The organism is Methylobacterium sp. 22177 (genome assembly GCF_052045615.1).
In the GTDB taxonomy this organism is placed as follows: Bacteria; Pseudomonadota; Alphaproteobacteria; order Rhizobiales; family Beijerinckiaceae; genus Methylobacterium; species Methylobacterium radiotolerans.
Map to the genome: position 1 here is coordinate 58,615 of NZ_JBQEPK010000017.1, position 15,189 is coordinate 73,803.

Annotated in this window: 11 protein-coding genes; 5 read left to right on the plus strand and 6 right to left on the minus strand. The window is 70.9% G+C overall.

Annotation, left to right across the window (positions count from 1 at the left end):
• Positions 1-3: 3 nt before the first annotated feature.
• The 4 genes from ACTJK8_RS16720 to ACTJK8_RS16735 all read right to left on the minus strand — a co-directional run bounded on the left by ACTJK8_RS16720 (position 4) and on the right by ACTJK8_RS16735 (position 6,669).
• Positions 4-2,991, minus strand: coding sequence for an FAD-binding and (Fe-S)-binding domain-containing protein (locus tag ACTJK8_RS16720; RefSeq protein WP_440762239.1), 2,988 nt, complete (start codon positions 2,989-2,991; stop codon positions 4-6).
• A gap of 232 nt (positions 2,992-3,223) precedes the next feature.
• On the minus strand, positions 3,224-5,029 hold the full coding sequence (locus ACTJK8_RS16725; RefSeq protein ID WP_012319857.1) for an IlvD/Edd family dehydratase: 1,806 nt from the start codon (positions 5,027-5,029) through the stop codon (positions 3,224-3,226).
• A gap of 156 nt (positions 5,030-5,185) precedes the next feature.
• Positions 5,186-5,953 carry an SDR family oxidoreductase gene (locus ACTJK8_RS16730; protein WP_029357525.1) on the minus strand — a complete coding sequence of 256 codons (768 nt, stop codon included), beginning with the start codon at positions 5,951-5,953 and terminating at the stop codon, positions 5,186-5,188.
• Positions 5,954-5,955: 2 nt separating this feature from the next.
• Complete coding sequence (locus ACTJK8_RS16735; protein ID WP_012319855.1) at positions 5,956-6,669, minus strand: GntR family transcriptional regulator; 714 nt, start codon at positions 6,667-6,669, stop codon at positions 5,956-5,958.
• 119 nt (positions 6,670-6,788) lie between these two features.
• Here ACTJK8_RS16735 and ACTJK8_RS16740 point away from each other — a divergent pair, with 119 nt between their 5' ends.
• From ACTJK8_RS16740 to ACTJK8_RS16760, 5 genes are read left to right on the plus strand one after another with little or no spacing between them, the layout of a single operon-like run.
• On the plus strand, positions 6,789-8,048 hold the full coding sequence (locus tag ACTJK8_RS16740) for an ABC transporter substrate-binding protein (RefSeq protein ID WP_012319854.1): 1,260 nt from the start codon (positions 6,789-6,791) through the stop codon (positions 8,046-8,048).
• Positions 8,049-8,055: 7 nt separating this feature from the next.
• Positions 8,056-8,931: a branched-chain amino acid ABC transporter permease gene (locus ACTJK8_RS16745; RefSeq protein ID WP_012319853.1), complete on the plus strand. Its 876-nt coding sequence runs from the start codon at positions 8,056-8,058 to the stop codon at positions 8,929-8,931.
• A gap of 14 nt (positions 8,932-8,945) precedes the next feature.
• A complete protein-coding gene (locus ACTJK8_RS16750) occupies positions 8,946-11,504 on the plus strand; it encodes a branched-chain amino acid ABC transporter ATP-binding protein/permease (RefSeq protein WP_043372810.1) in 2,559 nt (852 codons plus the stop codon).
• Complete coding sequence (locus ACTJK8_RS16755; RefSeq protein WP_440762240.1) at positions 11,501-12,424, plus strand: 3-hydroxyacyl-CoA dehydrogenase; 924 nt, start codon at positions 11,501-11,503, stop codon at positions 12,422-12,424. Before ACTJK8_RS16750 ends, ACTJK8_RS16755 begins: the two co-directional genes overlap by 4 nt.
• 2 nt (positions 12,425-12,426) lie before the next feature.
• Positions 12,427-13,356 carry a 3-keto-5-aminohexanoate cleavage protein gene (locus ACTJK8_RS16760; protein ID WP_012319850.1) on the plus strand — a complete coding sequence of 310 codons (930 nt, stop codon included), beginning with the start codon at positions 12,427-12,429 and terminating at the stop codon, positions 13,354-13,356.
• 173 nt (positions 13,357-13,529) lie between these two features.
• Here the strand turns inward: ACTJK8_RS16760 and ACTJK8_RS16765 are convergent, their stop codons facing one another.
• Complete coding sequence (locus ACTJK8_RS16765) at positions 13,530-13,811, minus strand: DUF167 family protein (protein ID WP_024829646.1); 282 nt, start codon at positions 13,809-13,811, stop codon at positions 13,530-13,532.
• Positions 13,812-13,821: 10 nt separating this feature from the next.
• A complete protein-coding gene (locus ACTJK8_RS16770; RefSeq protein ID WP_440762241.1) occupies positions 13,822-15,189 on the minus strand; it encodes an FAD-binding oxidoreductase in 1,368 nt (455 codons plus the stop codon).

A 15,189-nucleotide genomic window follows, 5' to 3' on the forward strand; every position in this document is an offset into this window, starting at 1 on the left:
AGGTCAGTGCGACCTGTGGTCTATGTGTAGGTGCCCGGCAATGGAGTGTCGAGGCGCGAGGGCCCGATCCAACACGCGAGCCACATGTTCCGCCCGGAGACCCAGCCCGTCGTGGATCTGATGGCGGCAGCTCGTCCCGTCGGCGACCACGAGATCGTCGGGCCCGGCGGCGCGCAGGGCGGGGAACAGCGACAGCTCCGCCATCGCGAAGGACGTCTCGATCGATTCCGGCCGGTAGCCGAAGGCGCCCGCCATCCCGCAGCAACTCGATTCGATGACCCGCAGGTTGAGCCCCGGGACCGCCCGGAGCACCGTCTCGACCGAGCCCATCGCGCCGAAGGATTTCTGGTGGCAGTGCCCGTGCAGATGCGCGACGCGGCCGCCCTGGTCGGCGAACGGCAGCGCGATCCGGCCCACCGTCAGGTCGGTCGCCAGCAACTCCTCGAACAGGAACGACCGCTCGGCCAGCAGCGCCGAGTCCGCGCCCGGCAGCAGCGCTGCGAACTCGTCCCGGAAGGTGAGCAGGCAGGACGGTTCCAGGCCGACCACGCGGGCGCCCGCGCGGAGGAACGGCAGCAGCGCGTCGACGGTGCGGCGCGCCTCCTGGCGCGCCCGGTCGGTCTGGCCGGCGGAGAGCCAGGTCCGGCCGCAGCAGAGGGGACGCCGGCCGCGGGACGGGTAGATCCGGTGCAGCCGGTAGCCCGCGGCCCGCAGCACGCGCTCGGCCGCCTCGAGGTTCTCCCGCTCGAAGGCGCGGTTGAAGGTGTCGCCGAACAGGATCACGTCGCGGTAATCCCCGACGACGTCCTGCGCGTGGGCGGGCTCGCCCTGCTCGCTCCAGGGCCGGCGCCAGCGCGGCAGCGAGCGCTTGGCCGAGAGGCCGGCGAGTCGCTCCGACAGGGCGGCGAGGGCCGGGTATCGGTCCCGCAGATTGAGGAGCGGCGCCAGCTTCGCGGCGGCCCCGGCATAGAGCGGCATCGCCGCGATGAGGCGCTCCCGCAGGGGAAGCCCGTGGCGGGCGTGGTAGTGGTGCAGGAACTCGATCTTCATCTTGGCCATGTCGACGCCGGTCGGGCACTCGCGGCGGCAGGCCTTGCAGGACACGCAGAGATCGAGGGTGCGCTTCATCTCCGGGCTGGTGAAGGCGTCCTTTCCGAGCTGGCCCGAGATGGCGAGCCGCAGCGAATTGGCCCGCCCGCGGGTCAGGTGCTGCTCCTCCCCGGTGGCCCGGTAGGAGGGGCACATCGCGCCGCCGGCGAGCTTCCGGCAGGTGCCGTTGTTGTTGCACATCTCGACGGCGGAGCCGAAGCCGCCCCAGTCCGACCAGTCCAGAGCGGTCTTCATCGGGGCCGAGACCGCGTAGTCCGGCTTGAACCGGAACAGGCTGCGATCGTCGAATTTCGGCGCCCGCACGATCTTGCCGGGGTTGAGTCGGTTGTCCGGGTCGAACGCGTCCTTCACGGTCTCGAAGGCGCGGGTGAGGGTCGCGCCGAAGAGCGGCTCCACGAATTCCGAGCGCGAGATGCCGTCGCCGTGCTCGCCGGAATACGAACCCTTGTAGCGACGCACCAGCTCGGAGGTCTCCTCCGCGATCGCCCGCATCCGCCGGACATCGCCGGCGTCCTTCATGTCGAGGATCGGGCGGACATGCAGGCAACCGACCGAGGCGTGGGCGTACCACGTGCCGCGGGTGCCGTTCTTGGTGAAGACCTCCGTCACCGCGTCCGTGTAGTCGGCGAGGTGCTCCAGCGGGACGGCGCAGTCCTCGATGAAGGAGACCGGCTTGGCGTCCCCCTTCATCGACATCATGATGTTGAGGCAGGCCTCGCGGACCTCCCAGACCGATCTCTGGCGGGCGGGCTCGACCACCTCCACGACGGCGTCCGGAAAGCCGTGATCGGCCATGCAGGCGTCGAGTCGCTCCAGGTCGCGCCGGAGGGTCGCGAGGTCGTCTCCGGCGAACTCGGTCAGGAGCAGGCAGTTCGGCTTGCCTTTGGTGATGTCGGCGAGCGTCGTGCGGAACAGCGGGATGTCGGCGCCGAGCACGAGGACGTTGTTGTCGACGAGCTCGACCGCCACCGGGTCTAGGCCGACGATGTGCCGCGTCGTCTCCATGGCGGCCCGGAAGGACGGGAAGTGGCACACGCCCATCACCCGGTGCGTCGGCAGGCGCGAGAGCTTCAGCGTCACCGCGGTGGTCGCGGCCAGCGTGCCCTCGGAACCGACGAGCAGGTGCGCGAGGTTCGGCTGGGCCTCGATCAGCGCATCGAGGTTGTAGCCGCCGACACGGCGCTGAACCTTGGGGTAGCGCGCCTCGATCTCGGCGCGGTGATCCTCGGCGAGGCCGCGCATCCGCGCGGCCAGCGCCGCGGCCCGATCCGATCCGTTCACGCCCGGATGAGCGTTGCCGGTCAGGCCGAAGCCGAAGGCCTCACCGTCGTGGAGCAGCGCCTCGATCGCCAGAACGTTGTCGCTCATCTTGCCGTAGCGCAGGGAGCGGGCCCCGCAAGAATTGTTGCCCGCCATGCCGCCGATGGTGCAGCGGGTCGCCGTCGAAGGCTCGACCGGGAAGAACCAGCCGTCGGCCTTCACCCGGGTGTTCAGGCGCTCCAGCACCATGCCGGGCTCGACCGTGATCGTGCCGGCCTCCGCGTCGTAGGCCAGGACGCCGTTGAAGTACCGCGAGCAGTCGACCACGAGCCCCGACCCGATCGGCTGGCCGTTCTGCGAGGTGCCGCCGCCGCGCAGGATCACCGGCGCGTCGTGCTCGGCAGCGATGCGCAGGGTCGCGGCGATGTCGGCGGCGGAGCGTGGCAGCACCACACCGGCCGGCATGATCTGGTAGATCGACGCGTCGGTGCTGTAGCGCCCGCGGGTGAACGCGTCGAAGCGCGCCTCACCCTGGAGCTGCTCCGCCAGCCTGCGCGGCAATCCGGCATCCAGCCGCGCCGCGGCACGCGGCGTCGGGGCATGCGCCCTCGCTTCCGTCACGATCGATCCCTCCCGGGATGGGACGCGCCCACCCGCCGGGAAATGTATTCAAAATTCACTGCGGAGCAAACCGGCCGCGGCGTCGCGCCGGGAGGTCTGCCGGCGCCCTGCGCGGCGGCATGCCCCGAAGGACGCCGCGATCGTCGCCCGGCGCGCGGCGTTTTTCAATTCCGCGGCGACCCGGCACGTCCGGCGCCGCGTCCGCCGAACCGATCGCGATTCGGAAACGGCCTCAGTGGTTGTCCCGCGGGACCCCGGAGGCCTGCGCGACCTTCTGGAACTTCACCGCCCCCTTCATCACCATGCCCTGGTCGAGCTGTTCGACCTGATCGCGGTAGATCTCCTGCCAGGGCGTCTGAGTCGCCGGGTAGGGATAGCCGCCGCGCGCCGCCAGATCCGCGCGCCGGCGGGCGAGTTCCTCCGCCGGCAGCAGGATGTCGGCGCTCCGTCGGTTGAGGTCGATGCGGATGCGGTCGCCGGTCTGCAGCAGCGCAAGCCCGCCCCCTGCGGCCGCCTCGGGTGAGGCGTTCAGGATGGCGGGCGTTCCGGAGGTGCCGGATTGCCGGCCGTCGCCGATGCAGGGCAGGGAGGTGACGCCGCGCCGGATCAGGGCGCCGGGCGGCTGCATGTTCACCACCTCGGCGGCCCCCGGATAGCCGATCGGACCGGCCCCGCGCATGATCAGGATGGTGGTCTCGTCGATGTCGAGCGCCGGGTCGTCGATCCGCGTGTGGTAATCCTCCGGACCGTCGAACACCATGACGCGGCCCTCGAAGGCCATCGGGTCGTTCGGATTGCGCAGGTAGCGGGCTGCGAATTCCTCGGAGATCACGCAGGTCTTCATGATCGCCGAGTCGAACAGCGTCCCCTTGAGGTTCAGGAAGCCCGCGCGCTCCATCAGCGGCGCATCGTAGGCGCGGATCACGTCGCGATTCCAGCTGTGCCGTCCGCGGTAATTCTCGCCGACGGTCCGGCCGTTGCAGGTCAGGGCGCCCTCGTGGACCTTCCCGGCCTCGATCAGCTCGGCGAAGACCGCCGGGAGGCCGCCCGCGCGGAAATACTCCTCGCCGAGCCAGCGGCCGGCAGGCTGCATGTCCACCAGGAGCGGGATCTCGAACCCGACCCGTTCCCAGTCGTCGCAGCTCAGCGGCACGCCGATATGCTTGGCGATGGCGTTGATGTGGATCGGCGCGTTGGTCGACCCGCCGATCGCGGCGTTGGCCACGATGGCGTTCTCGAAGGCCTCGCGGGTGAGGATGTCGGACGGCTTCAGGTCTTCCCAGACCATCTCGACGATCCGCTGCCCGGTGGCGTAGGCGGCCTGGCCGCGCTCGCGGTACGGCGCCGGGATCGCCGCCGAGCCGGGCAGGGCGAGCCCGAGCGCCTCGGCGAGGGCGTTCATCGTCGAGGCGGTGCCCATGGTGTTGCAATGGCCGGTCGAGGGTGCCGACGACCCGACGATGTCCATGAACTGCTGGAAGTCGATGTCGCCCGCCGCGTGCCGCTCGCGCGCCTTCCAGACGATCGTGCCCGAGCCGGTCAGCTCCTTGTGGAAATAGCCGTTGAGCATCGGCCCGACATTCAGCGAGATCGCCGGGATGTTGACCGTCGCCGCCGCCATCAGGCACGCCGGCATGGTCTTGTCGCATCCGGTCAGCAGCACGACCCCGTCGAGCGGGTAGCCGTACAGAACCTCCACCAGGGACAGGTAGGCGAGGTTGCGGTCGAGCGACGCGGTCGGCCGCTTCCCCGTCTCCTGGATCGGGTGACAGGGGAACTCGAAGGCGACGCCGCCGGCCGCCGTGATCCCCTCCCGCACCCGCTTGGCGAGCTCGATGTGGTGGCGGTTACAGGGTGAGAGGTCGGAACCCGTCTGGGCGATGCCGATCAGGGGCTTGCCCGACCGCAGCTCCTCCGGCGTCAGGCCGTAATTGAGGTAGCGCTCCAGGTAGAGGGCGGTCATGCCCGGGTTGTGGGGGTTGTCGAACCAGGCCTTCGAGCGCAGGTCGGCGGGCGTGATCCGGCGTTTGTCGCTCATGGTCGCTTCCTCGCATCCTGGGGCCGGCGCTGGCGATCCGGCTTCTGTGTTCCGCTGCCGCCGCGGGCGTCGCGACATCGGTCGCGGCGCCGCGGGCTCGATCTTGCAATACTCCGGCGGGTAATCAGCCGCAGCACCGTCGACGCTGGATTGATTTCAGGACAGCATCCGCGTGTCACCGTCGATGGAGATGGCCTGCCCCGAGATCGTCCGGCCGCGCGGCGAGCAGAGCAGCAGGATCTGGTCGGCGAGCTGCCGCGCCGTGACGTATTCCTTCACCGACACGAACGAGAACGCCCGCGCCTCCATGTCGGCGAAGCTCGTGCCCTGCTGCTGGGCCTTCGATTCGAGCACCCGGCGCTGGCGATCCCCGGCGACGAGACCTGGCAGGATCGCGTTCACCCGGATCCCCGCGCCGCCGAGCTCGATCGCCAGGGACTTGGTGAAGCCGATCACACCCCATTTGGCGGCCGCGTACGGACTGCGCAGGGCGAATCCGAACTTGCCCGCGGCCGAGGAGAGGTTGACGATCGAGGCGTTGGCACTCTGGCGGAGGTGCGGCACCGCCAGCCGCGCGCAGTTGAATTGGCTGGTCAGGCAGACCGTGAGGCAGCGGTCCCAGTCCTCGGGGGCGATCTCCTCGACCCGGCCGGTCGGGCCGGCGATCCCGGCATTGTTGACCAGCACGTCGAGGCCCCCGAGGAACTCGACCGCCTGGTCCATCATCGCGGCGACGGCGTCGCGGTCGGCGACGTCGGTGCGGCTGCGCCCGACGGTGTCGGGCAGTGCGGCCAGGGCCTCAGCGTCGATATCGCAGGCGAAGACGCGCGCGCCTTCCTCCACGAACGCGTCGACGATCCCGCGGCCGATCCCGGCAGCGCCCGCCGTCACCACGACGCGCAGGCCGGCAATTCCCAGATCCATGGTCAGTCCTCTCCCTGAACGTCCCGCAGGCCGCCGCGGGTCAAGATGAACTCCGCGGCCTCCCGGATGTCGGCCGCGATCGCGGCCGCGGCCGCCGCGCCGTCCCGAGCCTCGATGGCCGCCACGGCCTCGGCGTGCCGCCGGAGCGCGAAGCCCTGGAGCAGGCGTTCCGGATGGGCGCGCAAATCCAGGTTGATCACCGGACCCGCCTTCAACCAGAGGCGGGCGATGATCTCCTGCAGGGGTCCGAGCCCGCAGGCGCCGTAGATCGCGAAATGCAGGTCGCGGTTGAGCTGAACGGCCCGCGCCCTGTCGGGCTCCGGCGCCTCGGCCTCGGCCCGGAAGGCCGCCTCGGCGCGCCGGATCGCCGCGAGCTCGGCCGCCGTCCGACGCTCGGCGGCCCGCGCCACAGCGATGCCCTCGACCGCGATGCGTGTCTCGACGAGGGCGCGGAAAGCCGGGGCCCCCATGACCGGTACCCGGATCACCCGATTCGGCGCCACTTCCAGCACGCCGTCCGCGGCGAGCCGGCTCACCGCCTCGCGCACCGGCATGACCGAGACGCCGAGGGCCGCCGCGCTCTGGCGCAGGGACAGCCGGTCGCCCGGCGCCAGCCGCCCCGAGGCGAGGAGGTCCGACAGGGCCTCGTAGACGGTATCGGACAGGGTCCGCCGCGCGAGCTGGGGCAGTTCGGCGAGGGCCAGGGTGGAATTCATGTGCCGACACTAGACGGATCCGGCACTATCGCGCTAGTGATCTGTGATCACAGTTCGGGTGAGGGCCGTCAGAGCCCGCCGCAACAACCCGGCTGGAGGACACGCACGGGAGCGGAACGATGACGGACCGGTACGGGGATTCCCTTTCTCGCCGCAGCCTTCTGCGCGCCGGCGGCGCGGCGCTCCTCGCGCCGGCCCTCGCGAGCCCGGCGCTCTCTCAGGGACAGTCGGAGGTGATCCGGATCGGCCATCTGACGCCGCGCACGGGCTTCCTCGGCCCGCTCGGGGAGTTCGCCGTGCAGGCGGCCCAGCTCGCGGTGGAGGAGATCAACGCCGCCGGCGGCATCGCGGGCCGGAAGGTCGAGCTGCTCTCGGAGGACAGCGTCAATCCGCAGACCGCCTCGGCCAAGGCCGAGCGCATGGTCCAGCGCGACCGCGTGGCCTGCCTCGTCGGCGAGATCAACTCGGCCTCCGCGCTGGCGATCAGCCAGGTCGCCCAGCGGGAGAAGATCCTGTTCATCAACACCGGCGCCAACTCGGACGCGCTGCGCGGCTCCGACTGCAAGCGCTTCATGTTCCACGTCGAGTCGCAGAACACCATGATGGTGCGCGCCTGCGGGCGGGCGCTGCTCGACCGGGGCCTGATCAAGGGCCGCAAGGTCTACGCGCTCACGGCCGACTACGCCTTCGGCCACGATCTCCTGAAGCAGGCGAAGAAGTACTTCGCGGCCAACGACGCCACCCTCGTGGGCGAGGACCTGATCCCCACCGAGCTGACCGACTTCTCGCCGTTCCTGCTGAAGCTCCGTCAGGCCAAGCCGGACCTCGTGATCTGCAACCTCGCGGGCGCGCAGATCACCAACTTCCTCAAGCAGTACAGCGAGTTCGGCCTGCCGTTCCCGGTCGCCGGATTCGGCTTCGACACGGCGCTCGCCTGGGGCGCCGGGCCGGGCAACTTCCTCGGTACGTGGCCGGTGATCTGGCATCACCAGATCGACTCGCCCTCGGCCAAGAAGTTCGTCGCCGCCTTCAAGGCCAAGTACAAGAAGCCGCCGGAGAACCAGGGCTGGGGCGACTACACCGCGATGAAGATCGTCGCGCAATCCATGAACGAGCTGAAATCGACCGAGTCGATCAAGGTCGTGGAGCACCTCGAATCGGGCGCCAAGTTCGACATCGCGAAGGTCCGCGAGGGCTATTTCCGCCCCTGGGACCACGAGCTGATGCAGGAGATGTTCGCGATCACCGCCCTGCCGGCGGATCAGGTCAAGAACCCTTTCGACATCTTCACCTCGACCGGCCCGCTGCCCGGCCCCGGCGAGAGCCTGGAAGTGCTCGCCACCACCCGCGACGAGAACGCCTGCACCTTCCCGGCGTGAGGCGGCCATGCAGCTCGTCTTCATCCTGGAGCAGGTGCTCAACGGCCTGCTGATCGGCGTGCAGTACCTGCTGATCGCGCTGGGCCTGTCGCTGATCTTCAGCCTGGGCGGGATCGTGAACCTCGCCCACGGCGCCTTCTACGCGATCGGCGCCTACATGACCGTGCTGCTGACGCCGACCATCGGCTTCGGCGGCGCCCTCGTCGCCTCGCCGCTGGCGGTGGCGGTGCTCGGCCTGCTGATCGAGCGGTTCCTGCTGCGGCGCTTCTACCGCGGCGACCCGACGCTCGGCCTCCTCCTCACCTTCGGGCTCGCCATGGTGGCCGAGCAGGCGCTGCGCATGGCCTTCGGGGCGGCGCCGGTGCCGTTCGGGATCCCGCCGTGGCTGCGCGGGCAGGTCTTCATCGGCGACCTGATCTACTCGCGCTACCGGCTCTCGATCCTCGTGGTGGCCCTCGCCTGCGTCGCCGGCCTGTGGCTGCTGCTCACGCGGACCAGCTTCGGGCGCGTGGTCCGGGCCGGCGTGCAGAACCCCGACATGGTCGCGGCGCTGGGCATCTCGCTCCGGCCCTACATGACGGCGGTGGTGACGATCGCGGTGGGGCTCGCGGCGCTCGCCGGGACCATGATGGCGCCAGTCACGGGCGTGCAGCCCGCCATGGGCGCCGAGATCCTGACCTTCGCCTTCGTGGTGGTGGTGATCGGCGGTCTCGGCTCGTTCTGGGGCGTGGTGCTCGCCGCGCTGATCGTCGGCGTGGTCCGGGGCCTCACCGCCTACGCCTACCCGCCGGCCACCGAGGCCGCCGTCTACGCCCTCATGGTGCTCGTCCTGCTGCTGCGCCCGCGCGGCCTGTTCGGCGAGCACATCGCCCGGTTCGAGTGAGCGGAGAGCGTCCCATGTCCGGAACCGCCGAGCCGCTGCCGCTCGCCCTGCCGCAGCGCGGCCTGATCCTGCGCGAGAGCCGCCAGCTCTGGGCCGCGCTCGCCGCGCTGATCGTCCTGCCCTTCGCCCTCGACGCGATCGGCCTGACGCTGATCACCGCCACCGACGTGGTGATCTTCGCCCTGGCGGTGCTGGGACTCAACATCCTGGTCGGCTGGACCGGGCTCACCTCGTTCGGCCACGGGGCGTGGTTCGGGATCGGCGCCTACGCGGTGGCGATCCTGCAGACACGGCTCTTTCCCGGCGACATGGCGCTGCCGCTCCTCGGCGCCCTGGCGATCACCGGATGCGCGGCCCTGGCCGCCGGCGGCCTGATCCTGCGGCGGCGCGGCGTCTACTTCTCGCTCCTGACGCTCGCCTTCACGGCGATGCTCTACGCCATCGCGTTCCGGTGGACCGACCTCACCGGCGGCGAGAACGGCATCGGCAACCTGCACCGCTGGGCGGCGCTGCAGGAGCCCGGCGCCTACTACGCCGCGGTGTCCGGCATCGCCTTCGCGGTGCTGATCGCCCTGTGGCGCTTCCGGCGCTCGCCGATGGGCACCGTCCTGGTGGCGATCCGCGAGAACGAGCAGCGCGCCGGCTTCCTCGGCTACGCCACCAACCGCTACAAGCTCGCGGCCTTCGTGATCTCGGCGACGATCACCGGGCTGGCGGGCGCGCTCGCCGCCTACAGCCACCGCTTCACCTCGGCCGACCCGATCTCCATCGCGTTCTCGGGCGAGCTGCTCGCCATGGTGGTGATCGGCGGGATGCGCTCGTTCCTCGGGCCGGCGCTCGGCGCGCTGTTCTACATCCTGTTCCGCGAGTTCCTGTCGATCTACACCGCCGACTGGCTTCTGTACTTCGGCCTGCTGTTCGTCGCCTTCATCGTGTTCTCGCCGGACGGCTTGGTCGGCATCGCGGCGCGCCTCATGAAGCCGTTCCGGCGCGTCCCGTCCGAGGGTGCGGCCATGTCGGCCCGTCGCGCCGGCGCCTCGGGCCGCGTCCCGGCCCGCTTCATCGCGGAGGGGCGCGGCGACGGCCCGGTTCTGGTCGCCGACGACATCCGGAAGAGTTTCGGGCCCGTGAAGGCGGTGCGCGGCGTGTCCTTCGCGGTCGCCGACCGGACGCTCCACGCCCTGATCGGACCGAACGGCGCCGGCAAGACGACCGCCTTCAACCTGCTCTCGGGGATGTTCCGGCCGAGCGGCGGCAGCATCCGCCTCGACGGAAGCGAGATCGCCGGCCTGGAGCCGCACGCCATCACCCGGGCCGGGATCGGCCGCTCGTTCCAGATCACCAACCTGTTCCCGGGCCTCTCCGTGGAGGAGAACGTCCGCCTCGCGGTGCAGGCCCGGCACGCCGCGCATTTCAGCCCCTGGCGAGACGCGCTGGCCGTCCGCGAGATCGCCGACGACACCGCCGAGCTGCTGCGCTGGACCGGCCTGTCCGGCATCGAGCGGGCCGAGGCCGGCAGCCTGTCCTACGGCGGGCAGCGGCTCCTCGACATGGGTCTGGCGCTGGCCACGCGGCCGCGCGTCCTGCTCCTCGACGAGCCGCTCGCGGGCCTCGCGGCCGCCGAGCGCGAGCGCGTCGGCGATCTCATCAAGGCGCTGTCGGCCGACATTCCGGTGCTGCTCGTCGAGCACGACATCGACCGCGTCTTCCGCCTCGCCGACCGGGTGACCGTGATGGCCGACGGCGCCGTACTGGTCGACGGCTCGGTCGCGGACGCCCGGGACGACGACCGGGTGCAGGCGGTCTATCTCGGCTCGGGCACGGCGGCGATCGCCGCGAAGCCGCGCGCCAGCGCCGCCGAGGCCGAGACGCTGCTCGCCATGGAGGGCGTCGACACCTTCTACGGCAAGTCGCACATCCTCAACGGGGTGAACTTGGCGGTCCGTCGGGGCGAGGTCGTGGCGCTCCTCGGACGCAACGGCGCCGGCAAGTCGACCCTGCTCAAGACGCTGATCGGCACCGCGCCGCCGGCCGCCGGCCGGATCGTGCTCGGCGGCAAGGACATCGCCGGTCTGTCGCCCGACCGGATCGCCCGGCTCGGGATCGGCTACGTGCCGCAGGGGCGGGCCCTGTTCGCCGGCATGACCGTCGCGGAGAATCTGGGCCTCGGCCGCCTGCGGCGGCTCACCGGCGCCGGCATCCACTGGGACGAGGAGAAGGTCCTCGAATTCTTCCCGCGCCTGAAGGAGCGATGGACCGTCGACGCGGCCCGCCTGTCCGGCGGCGAGCAGCAGATGGTCGCGGTGGCGCGGGCCCTCTCGGGGGACACGCGGCTCCTCCTGCTCGACGAGCCCTTCGAGGGCCTGTCGCCGGCCGTGACGGAGGAGCTGTTCGAGGCCTTCGACCGGCTGCGCCGCGAGATCGCGATCATATTGGTGGACCACCACCTCGACCTCGCGCTGGCGCTGTCGGACCGGACGGTGGCCCTGGAGCGCGGCAGCGTGCAGTGGACGGGCGCGTCGCGTCTCCTGCGCGAGGATCAGGAGCTGAGGCGGAAGGTGCTGTGGCTATGACCGAGAGCGTCGCGATCGTCGGCGCCGGCCTGATCGGCCGGGCCTGGGCGATGATCTTCGCCCGCGCCGGCTGGGACGTGCGCCTGTTCGATCCCGCGGCGGGCGTCGCCGAGGCCGCGATCCCGCTCTGCGCCGAGGGGCTGCGGACGCTCGCGGCGCATGACCTCTGCGCCGACCCTGCGGCCGCCGCGGGGCGCATCCGCGCGGCCGGCACCCTCGCGGCCGCCCTCGACGGCGTCGCCTTCGTGCAGGAGAACGGGCCGGAGCGGCTGGAGGTGAAGCGGAGCCTCTTCGCGGACCTCGACGCCGCGGCGCCGCGGGAGGCCGTCATCGCCTCGTCCTCCTCGGCGATCCGCTGCTCCCTGTTCACCGAGGATCTGCCGGGTCGGGCGCGCTGCCTGATCGGCCATCCGGTGAATCCGCCGCACCTGATCCCGCTGGTGGAGATCTCCGGCGCACCGTGGACGGCCCCCGACGCGCTGGACCGGGCCCGGCAGGTCTACGAGCAGATCGGGCAGGTGCCGATCACCGTGCTGAAGGAGATCGAGGGCTTCATCCTCAACCGGCTCCAGGGCGCCCTGCTGGCGGAGGCGTTCCGCCTCGCCTCGGAGGGCTACGTCACCCCGCAGGATCTCGACAAGACCGTCGCGGACGGCCTCGGCCTGCGCTGGAGCTTCATGGGTCCGTTCGAGACGATCGAGCTCAACGCGCCGGGCGGCATCGCCGATTACTGCGCGCGCTACACGGGCTTCTACAAGAGCCTCGCCGCCGACCCGGCGCCGCCCTCGGTCTACGAGGCACCGGCCACCGAAGCCATCCTGGCCAACTGGCGGCCGCCGACCGATCTGCCCGCACGCATGAACCGCCGCGATTCGCGGCTGGCGGCGCTCCGCGCCCACAAGGCTTCACGGAAGGACTGAGCATGGCCTCACAGCGGAAAGTCATCATCACCTGCGCGGTGACGGGCGCGATCCACACGCCGAGCATGTCGCCGCACCTGCCGGTGACGCCCGAGGAGATCGCCGACGCCGCCATCGGCGCCGCCGAGGCGGGCGCGGCCATCGTGCACCTGCACGCCCGCAACCCGGAGAACGGCCAGCCCGACCAGACTCCCGAGGCCTTCGCCAAGTTCCTGCCGGTGATCAAGCAGCGCTCGAACTGCGTGGTGAACATCACCACCGGCGGCGCGCCGACCATGTCGATCGAGGAGCGGGTCCGTCCGGCCGCGACCTTCCAGCCGGAGGTCGCCTCGCTGAATCTCGGCTCGATGAATTTCGGTCTCTTCGGCATGCTCGACCGCTTCAAGGACCTGAAGCACCAGTGGGAGCGGGACTATCTCGGCAACAAGGACATCATCTTCCGCAATACGTTCGGCCAGATCGAGCACATCCTGACGACCTGCGGACCGAACGGCACCAAGTTCGAGTTCGAGTGCTACGACACCGCGCATCTCTACAATCTCAAATACTTCTTCGACCGTGGTCTCGTGCAGGCGCCGCTGTTCATCCAGACGGTGTTCGGCCTCCAGGGCGGCATCGGCGCGCATCCGGACGACGTCATGCACATGAAGCGCACCGCCGACCGTCTCTTCGGTGACCAGTACCGCTGGTCGGTGCTCGGGGCGGGCCGCAACCAGATGAACATCGCCGCCATGGCGGCCGCGATGGGCGGCAACGTCCGCGTCGGACTGGAGGACAGCCTCTGGGACGGTCCGGGCAAGCTCGCCGAGACCAACGCCGCGCAGGTCCGGCGCGTGCGCGCGATCATCGAGGGGCTGGGCCTCGCGGTCGCCTCGCCCGACGAGGCGCGGGAGATCCTGGCGCTGAAGGGCGGCGACAAGGTCGCGTTCTGACCGATCAGTCGATGGATGATGCGTCCTGGAAGGTGGGACGCATCGTCCAGGACCAGCTGACGTTCAGGCTCTTCCGTCCTTGCGAGCGCAGCGAAGCAATCCAGTGTAGCGCGCCATCTGAGGCCTGGGCGCTTCTAGATTGCTTCGCTGCCTCGCAAAGACGTCGAGAAGCCTCAGGGAGACCCGAACACGCGGTCCAGATCCGCCTGCGCGACGCCGTCGATCTCCAGTATCTTCAGCCGGCTCTGATCGCCGGTGACGATGCGGACCGAGCCGCGACTGACCTTCAGCGCCTTGGCGATCAGCGCGACCAGCGCCCCGTTGGCCGCGCCCTCGACCGGCGGTGCGGCGACGCGGGCCTTCAGGTAGGGCTGCCCCTTCTCGTCGCGGGCCCAGCCCTCCGCGGCGTCGCGCCCCCCGCGCGGCGTGAGGCGCACCGCCAGGCGGATCGCCACGGCGGAGCCCTCAGAAGATCTTGCCCGGATTCAGCCGGTTGTCCGGATCGAGCGCCCGCTTCACGAGCCGCATGACGGCGATCTCCTCGGGCGAGCGCGACAGCTTCAGCTTGGCCCGCTTCTCGAGCCCGATCCCGTGCTCCGCCGAGACGGAGCCGTTCAGCTTCGCCAGCGGCTCGTAGATCGCCGCGTCGATCGCCGCGTTGCCGGCGGCGTCGAGGCGGGTGGTGTTCCAGTGCAGGTTGTTGTCGCCGATATGGCCGTAGACGACCGCCCGGCAGCCCGGGATCGCCGCGAGCCGGTCGAGCGCGCCGCGGACGTAGCCGTCCATCCGCGCGAGCGGCACGCTCACGTCGAAGGCCCGGTCGATCCCGTCGGCGTTCAGGTGTTCGACGCGGTCGCGGATCCGCCACATGCCGCGGCGCTGCTCCTCCGAGGCGGCGACCACGGCGTCGAGGATCGTGCCGTCGCCCATCAGACCTTCCAGCAGGCCCAGGAACCGGTCCGATTCCTCGGGGACGCACTCGACCTCGATGATCGCGTAGAACGGGTAGTCCGGACCGAGCCGCGGGGTCGCGCGCCCGGGCGCGGTCATCAGCCGGTAGAAGTCGGGCCACAGGCCCTCGAACGAGGAGACACGCCCCTGGAAGGCGCTCTGCGCCGCCCGCAGCACCCGCGCGCCGTCGTCGACTCCGGGGCACGCGATCAGCGCCGTCGCGTAGCCGGCGGGCTCCGGCCGCAGGCGGATGACCGCCCGCGTGACGATGCCCAGCGTGCCCTCGGTGCCGAGGAAGAGCTGCTTGAGGTCGAGCCCGGTGTTGTTCTTGATGAGCGGCCGCATGGACGACACCACCGTGCCGTCGGCGAGCACCGCCTCCAGGCCGAGCACCATCTCGCGCATCATGCCGTAGCGCAGCACCCGCAGGCCGCCGGCGTTGGTGGAGATCGCGCCGCCGACCGTCGCCGAGCCGCGGGCCCCGAGATCGAGGGGGAAGAACAGGCCCGCCGCGGACGCGGCGTCCTGCACGCTCTCGAGGGTGGCGCCGGTGCCGACCACCACCGTCATGCCGAGCGGATCCACCGGCTCGATGCCGGTCATGCGCTCGGTCGACAGGGTGATCTCGTCGGGCTGGCAGAGCGTGCCGTCGACGAGGCCGGTGGCGCCGCCGCGCGGGACCACGGCGACGCCGGCCGCGCGGCAGGTGGCCATGACGGCGCTGGTCTCCTCCGTGCTGCGCGGGCGCACCAGCGCCAGGGCGGCGCACGGCTCGGTCGGGCGCGTCCAGTTGGCCGAGCGCCCGCGCAGCTCCGCGCCGGTGACGAGACCGGACGGTCCGACGATCGCGGCGAGGCGGTCGAGGAAGGCGGTGTCGGTCAT